The sequence below is a fragment of the Vibrio sp. V43_P6S15P86 genome (assembly GCF_009904725.1).
Taxonomy (GTDB): domain Bacteria; phylum Pseudomonadota; class Gammaproteobacteria; order Enterobacterales; family Vibrionaceae; genus Vibrio; species Vibrio diabolicus.
Genome location: NZ_WXWT01000422.1, coordinates 1 through 7,645, shown reverse-complemented (window position 1 = coordinate 7,645; position 7,645 = coordinate 1). Strand labels below are relative to the sequence as shown.

At 46.3% G+C, this 7,645-nt stretch carries 3 protein-coding genes; all 3 read right to left on the bottom strand.

What is annotated here, in order from left to right:
- Positions 1 to 239: 239 nt before the first annotated feature.
- Complete coding sequence (locus tag CAG69_RS19230; protein WP_161445713.1) at positions 240 to 2,570, bottom strand: patatin-like phospholipase family protein; 2,331 nt, start codon at positions 2,568 to 2,570, stop codon at positions 240 to 242.
- A gap of 122 nt (positions 2,571 to 2,692) precedes the next feature.
- On the bottom strand, positions 2,693 to 5,065 hold the full coding sequence (gene mrcB / locus CAG69_RS19225; protein ID WP_161445711.1) for a penicillin-binding protein 1B: 2,373 nt from the start codon (positions 5,063 to 5,065) through the stop codon (positions 2,693 to 2,695).
- On the bottom strand, positions 5,058 to 7,526 hold the full coding sequence (gene hrpB / locus CAG69_RS19220; protein WP_161445710.1) for an ATP-dependent helicase HrpB: 2,469 nt from the start codon (positions 7,524 to 7,526) through the stop codon (positions 5,058 to 5,060). The genes mrcB and hrpB overlap by 8 nt, the downstream gene beginning before the upstream one ends.
- Positions 7,527 to 7,645 lie beyond the last annotated feature (119 nt).

The following is a 7,645-nucleotide window of genomic DNA, read 5'->3' as shown; positions in this document are numbered from 1 at the left end:
CTATTATTACTATTGTTAAAGTAAAGGAGTGAACATCCTTGGAAACTTGGCTCTCCATTGCCCTTGTTTTCATTCAATTATGATTGAGAAACAGCGCCGTAGAGGCCAAACTGTGGGCAAAATAATAGCAAATTTAACCTTAAATTAAAATCTTATCATTTTGACCAACATAGCAACTTACGACTAAAGTTCTGCTAATTTTGACCAAATATGCCAAGTTTTTGCTTTCTTATACCCGGTTAATTAAACGACGTTCCTACGATCAAATACACAGCATCCATATCCTGCTCAGTACGACCATAAGCCAACATAATTGGCCCGATTGGTGAGTCAACACCAAAGAAAATAGAGCCAGCATTGTAAAGTGGCGCTTCATTCAGCTTCAGATCATTATCTGACCACACTCCACCGTATTCCACTGATGCACCTAGGTAGACTGGCGCTTCAAATAGTCCAAAGTCATTGTCGAACCATTTGTATCGGTACACCAAGCTACTAAAAAACAGGTTCTGTCCAATCAAGCTATTTCTTGGGATGCCAGATAGGTTTAAAAAGCCGCCTAACTCTCTCGGATCAAGCGGTAAAGATGAGTTTTTACTCTCAACAAAACTATATTCAGCATGTCCGACTAAAGTATGACGCTGATGACTCACTGCACCTTTAAATCGTGCAGAGATTTCATACACGGTATCTTCAATAATTTTGTCTACCTCTAAAAGGCTAACGCCTTGAGGGCTTTTATCATGAGATACGAAATATTCGAGATCGACCAGTAGCCCACGAGTAGGAAATGCAAAATCATCAAGTGTATCGAGTCGATAGCTCGCAAATATGCCTTTGCGCTCGAAGTCTAACTGCCCTGCAGAGGCCAAAGTAGACAGCTCAATATCTCCTGTAGAGTAACGAGCACCAAAGCGCAGCTCTTGCCATAACGTAGGTTGAATGCCAAACGCTAGCTCTGTAGTAAAATCATCGTAAGTAACAGGAAAAAAATCATTAACCGACTCTAACTCTGGCACCTGAGGCTCTGGATAAGGTAAGTTTCGGCTCTCACTCCCATAGGAAATACGCCCCGATACAAAAAGTTCTTGGCTAGATAAAACAGGCGAATACAACTCAGCTTCAATCAGCTTATCCGTGCCCATTTCTACGTTGAACGCCAACTCCGCACCATGAGAGTTCAAGTTGGTAAAGTTGGTTGATATTCCTATGCCGTACTGGCTATCTGTATCGAAGTCATCTTCAAGAAAAAATCGGAAGTTGAGATAATTAGGCCCCCACGACTTCTCGTTAACATCAAAAACCAACAATGTCTCACCATCAACCTCTTCAAAGTGATAAGTGATGAGCTCGAACCGATCTAACGCGTAAAGGTTTTCAACGGCTTTCTCAATTTCGGCCGTTGAAATACGACGTCCGGTTTCTAATTCAATACGATTTGTCAACAGTACATCGCTGTAGTGCGTGTTATTTACAATCACAATGTCATCAACCACACGCTGATCGCCATAAATCAAAGTTTTACGAACTTCTTGTTTACGATCGATGTATTTTTGATAGTCCGCATTGGACAAGCGCAACCCTTTCAGCTTGTCTTTTAACTGCTTGGTAATATCGTACCCAGCTTGAAAAGCCCAAGGCATTTTGTCGAACTCGACAGTTTCCATGGTGCCCACATTAGGACGAATATAAATATCTTGAGGTTCAAGCTCGTCCACTTGCTGTTGTGTACTACGACGAACGAGATAGTTAGAGAGTTGATCCGCGACAGTAAACAGCCCCGTAAATTCATCTTCGGTTTTGTAATCGGTGCTAATATCGACGGCAATAACGACATCAGCCCCCATGGCGCGAGCCACATCGACAGGCATGTTATTAACGACGCCACCATCGACAAGCATATGGCCATTGAGCTTATAGGGGGGAAGCGCTCCTGGTACAGACATACTGGCCATCATGGCGTCCACAAGGTAGCCATTGCCAAGAACCACTTCCTCTAGCGCAAGAATATCTGTCGCCACAGAGCGGTAAGGAATGGCAAGATCATCAAAAGAATCGAATCGCCCTAAGTTCCCTGTAGTCTCACGCAATACGCGCAACATGTTCTGGCCTTGCACCACACCAGTTGGGGCACGCACCTCACCAAATCTTAAGCCGAGGTCAGTGTTAATTTGATAGCGGTCTTCATACTCTTTATCACGAACTCGGCGTTGACTGCGGTCGACACGATCTCGATAGCCACTGCTCCAATCCACGGTGTAGATAAAACTTTCAATTTCATCAGCGCTCATCCCCGTGGCATAGAGACCACCAACATAAGCGCCCATACTAGTGCCCGTTACAATATCGACCGGGATCTGCATCTCTTCTAACGCTTTAAGGACGCCGATATGCGCAGCGCCTTTTGCTCCGCCACCAGCGAGCACAACCGCCACCTTTGGTCGAGGTTCCAAGTCATCCGTTTTTGTTAGAGAGTTTGCGAGGGAAACAGAAGGAGTGATCATCAAAAAGGTACTAACCCAAAGCGCAAAGTTGCGAACCGATGGGCTTGATAACAGCTTTTTGAACATTCACTTCTTCCTTTATTGAATATCTGATCAAGTAGGGCGTGCTAGCAGTACTGTACTAACACGCCCTAATATGTACTAAGAATTAATCAGATAAACAAGCTAATGTTGTTGATTTGGCGATGCTACCAATCAAATATGCTATTTAACCAGTTTGATTTCTTCTCACACTGTTGCTTTATCTGACCGGTTTTATCCCAAACCGGCAGTTTGTAATCACTACGGCAGTTCATTTCTAAACCTCCATCTGATGTCGGCTTGAACCCTAATGTGGTGATTTCTCTTGGCCATGGGAGCTCTAAACGCTCAGGAATACGCTGCTTCAAGTACTCTGCGTACACTCGTAATGCACCACTCGACCCCGTTAGATTCACGGGTTTATTATCGTCACGGCCTAGCCAAATTGTCGTCACCTCACGACCATCAACACCGACAAACCAACTATCGCGGTTATCATTACTGGTACCCGTTTTTCCTGCCAATGCAGCCCAACCAAACTGGCTTTGTAAGAAGCGGCCAGTGCCTTGAGCAACCCCTTGTTTCATCGCGTAGGTCGTTAGCCATGCTGCTTGCTCATCCACGGCTCTTGATGAACGAGGCAAGGATTGATACAGCACATTACCTTCCATATCCATCACTGAACGCAGAGCGGTCAGTTTCGCACGTTTGCCTGAGTTCGTCAGTGTCTGATACATCTGCGCGACTTCAAACGGCGTCAAAGAAAACGAGCCCAAAAACATCGAAGGCACTGGGCGGATTTCGTCTTTGTTGACGCCCAAACGCTCTAAAGTATCGGATACTTCTGGGATACCAAGCGCCATGCCTAAGCGCACAGTTGGCACGTTGAGTGACTTCGCTAAAGCAATGTAGAGTGGCACATCACCACGGTATTTTCGGTCGTAGTTACGCGGTGTCCATACATTACCTTTACTGCTTTTCAGGCTTAGCGGCGTGTCGTGTAGCGTCGTGCCTAGGTTATATTTTTCCGGTTGTTCTAGAGCCGTCAAGTAAATCGCTGGTTTCACTAAAGAACCAATTGGACGACTGGCATTGAGCGCGCGGTTAAAACCTTCATAACCGACACGTTTACCACCTACCATCGCACGGATTTCACCACTATGGCGATCAACGGCCACAGCTGCGGCTTCTAATTCTTTACCGCCTCGTTTAGCTAGCTCCGGGATCTTTTTCGCGATAGCTTGTTCCATTTTGCTTTGCGATACTGGGTCCAGAGACGTAAACACGCGCAGTCCGGTCTCTGCTTTAAATCGCTCCCCAACTTTTTCTTTTAATTCAATGCTCAATTGTTGGAAATAAGCTGGCTGACGGCTCGCAATACGTGGCTTGCTTTGCGTATCAAGCGAACGACTGACGGCTTGCTCATACTGCTCAGATGTCAGCATGTTTTGCTGCATCAACAAGCGTAATACAAGATCGCGGCGCTCTTTCGTGCGCTCAGGGTAACGAATTGGGTTGTAGTAAGACGGTCCTTTTACCATCCCAACTAACATCGCCAGTTGATCGATTCGCAGCTCTTGGATCGGTTGCCCAAAGTAATAACGCGATGCCAAGCCAAACCCGTGGATCGCTTCACCACCGCTTTGCCCCAAGTACACTTCGTTAAGGTAGGCTTCCAAAATACGATCTTTGCTGTAACGGTAATCCAAAATTAACGCGATATACGCTTCTCTAACTTTGCGCCACAGCGTTTTATCACGGGTCAAAAACAGGTTTTTCGCCAACTGCTGAGTTAGCGTACTACCACCTTGAACAGTACGACCCGCTTTAATGTTTGCAACCATTGCTCGTGCAATCGCGAGTGGAGACACCCCATCGTGTTGATAAAAATCCCGGTCTTCGGTCGCAAGCAGTGCATCAACTAAAATTTCTGGGAACTGATCACGACGCAAGAACAGACGCTGCTCATCTTGATCTTTCTCCAGCATCCCCAACATCTTTGGTTCTAAGCGTAAGTAACCAAGATCACCTCGGGACTCTAAAGACTGAATACGCTGCAAGCCAGAATCTGAAAAATGGAGCATCACGTGACGATCCGGTTCAGGACCATCGGCAAATTCGAATGGACGGCGAATCAATTCAATCCGAGTGGAAGAAGAAGAGTACTCACCAGGGTAGCGAGGCTGACTTACCTTACGGTAATTCAGTACATCCAGCTCGTTACGAAGTTCTTGAATGGTGATATTTTCACCCGGATTTAAGTTCAAGATACGGGCATAAACCACTGTTGGCAGCTCAAACAGCTGACCTTCAAAGCGTTCTTTCACCACACTATCTAAGTAAATCCCAACAAACAGCAAAACAGCGGCAAGCGCAACACCGGCTTTCCAGCTAAATGACCACAAAACTTTCAGCCACGAACGTTTCTCGTTAGCCGGCTTTTTACTCGGTGTGCGTCGAGTCGGTTTTGTCGTTCCTTTATTGGTTGTACTTTTCTTCGCTGGCGCTTTTTTCGCGCTAGGCTTCTTGCTGTTAGTCATTATTCAATTGTCTTTTTGTTTTCGTAGTTGCTACATGATTGGCAGGGTCATCTGGCCAAACGTGTTTTGGGTAGCGCCCTTTCATCTCTTTTTGAACGTCTTTATAGCTTCCGTTCCAGAAAGCCGCCAAGTCAGACGTCACTTGCAGCGGACGTTGTGCCGGCGAAAGCAGTTCAAGCACCAAACGCTTACGACCAAGTGCTACCGTAGGAGAGCCACTCTCACCAAATACCTCTTGCATACGCACCGATAGTTTCGGCTCATGGCCATACTGGTAACGGATACGCTTCTTTGAACCTGTCGGCAGTTGGTAATGCTCTGGTAACCATTCATCCAGCTGTTGATTGAGTGGCCAACCTAATCGAGCGTTCAGCGCTTCGACCAAGTTTATCTTGCTCAAATCGTTAACCGAACTGACGGACGTCATGTACGGCTCTAACCACTCTTCTAATGAATCCAACAAACTGGCTTCATCAAACATTGGCCATGATTGCTCGGGTAACCATTCCACCGCACAACGAATCCGAGCCAACAAGCTCTCCGCTGCCGGTGTCCAGTTTAGACTCTGTAAGCCCTGGCGGCGGACATACGTGAGTAAAGCTTGTGTCATTTTTTCTTTGCCAGGGCTTGGCAACGGCTCGCGTTCAACCACCAGCTGACCGAGTTTTGTTTGTCTCTCAGCCATTAGACGCCCTCTTTTTTCATCCCAGTCTACAACTTCTTCAGACGAAAATAGCGCTTCAAAGGTCGCTCGCAATATATTGACATCCAATTCACATGCCGAATGAATTTGACTGGAGTTAGAATGAGAACGCATTAAGTCAACGGCAACCAAATACTCACAGCCACCTAGCATGTCTTCCTGACGACATTCTGCACCATGACCATTAGCCAAAGTAAATCGCCCAAATTGATTTGTGCGCTGCTGCGCAATGCGATCTGGAAATGCCAAACTTAACACCAGCGGTAATGCTTCTTCATCCACGCCTTTCAGGTCAAATACCGTATCCAATTTGTACGCTAGAGATTGAGCACGCTTGAACAACAGCGACTTTTTTGGATGAGTACCAACAAGCCAACGATGCAAGCTATGAGCGATATTGGTAACGTTTCTCTCTGGCTCTTCAATCAGTGCGACCGCCGCCAAAGCAGCATTTAACATCTTATCACTGTAAGATTGTGCTTTAATTAGCATCGCAGCCGCACGAGGCTCAACGCCTAGTTCATGCGCCTGTTTTCCTTCGGACGTTAATTGCCCTTTTTCCGTCAGTAGTCCCAATGACACCAATAGCTGATTAGCTTGTTCCAATGACGCATTAGCGGGAACATCAAGCCACTTGAGATCGTGGATATCACTCGCTCCCCAAAAGGCCAGCTCCATGACTAAGCTCGATAGATCGGAATGCAAAATTTCAGGTTGGGGAACCAGCGGTTGCTGCTTGAACTGACTTTCAGAATAAAGACGAACGCAAATGCCCTCTTCTATTCGTCCCGCTCGTCCTGCACGCTGAATCGCTGAAGACTGTGCAATGCGTGTTTGCTCTAAGCGTGTTAAACCGTTTTTCAAATCAAAGCGGGCAATACGCTCTAACCCAGAATCAACGACGAGGCGAATGCCTTCAATCGTTAGTGAAGTTTCTGCAATGTTGGTCGCTAGAACGACTTTACGCTTACCTTGTTCTGCTGGCGTAATCGCTTTTTGTTGATCTGCAAAGCTCAGTTGACCATAAAGTGGGCATACGTCGATATCATCCGCTAAATGAGACAACCGCTCTTCAACTTGTTTTATGGCACCAACACCCGGTAGGAAAGCTAACAAAGATCCAGACTCTTTGTTCATAAGACTTTCTATTGTTTTTGCCATACTCGTAGGTAAATGCTCGTTCACACCTAACGGCTGGTAGCGCATTGCCACATCAAAGCTGCGCCCTTCAGATTCAATGTAACTGGCTTCTGGCAACAACGATTGTAATGCTTGTTGGTCAAGCGTTGCCGACATTACCACCAGCTTGAGATCGTCTCGCAATGCCTCTTGAACTTCTAAACTGAATGCCAAAGCGGTATCGGCATGAATGCTGCGTTCATGAAACTCATCAAAGATCAGCAGATCAACACCATCCAGTTCAGGGTCAGTTTGGATCATCCGAGTCATGATCCCTTCGGTTACGATCTCCAGCTGCGTTGCAGAACTTACCTTTGCCTCGCCACGAACTCGATAACCCACGCGTTGACCAACTTGTTCTCCCAATTGCTCAGCAAGATAACGGGCAATGTTACGCGCCGCGAGTCGTCTTGGTTCGAGCATGATGATTTTTCCAACAACCGAATGGTTTAAGAGGAGCTGTAAAGGGAAGTAGGTCGACTTACCGGCACCAGGCGCCGCTTTTAAGATCACTTGATGTTGATTTTTGACCGCCGTCAGCAACTCAGGCATCACGGCTTCAATCGGCAATTGTGACAAAGGAAATACCTTATGGTGTAATGGTGGCAACATTGTACATAAAAAAATTTTTGTCTAAATAAGCAAATGCATTTCACACCCGCTTTAGAGTCCGCCACTCTACTCAAACGCTATAAACG

What these genes read in the sequence shown, in the direction of transcription:
- CAG69_RS19230 (WP_161445713.1), bottom strand. Translation starts at nt 2,570, where the DNA reads ATGTTCAAAAAGCTGTTATCAAGCCCATCGGTTCGCAACTTTGCGCTT.
- mrcB (WP_161445711.1), bottom strand. Translation starts at nt 5,065, where the DNA reads ATGACTAACAGCAAGAAGCCTAGCGCGAAAAAAGCGCCAGCGAAGAAA.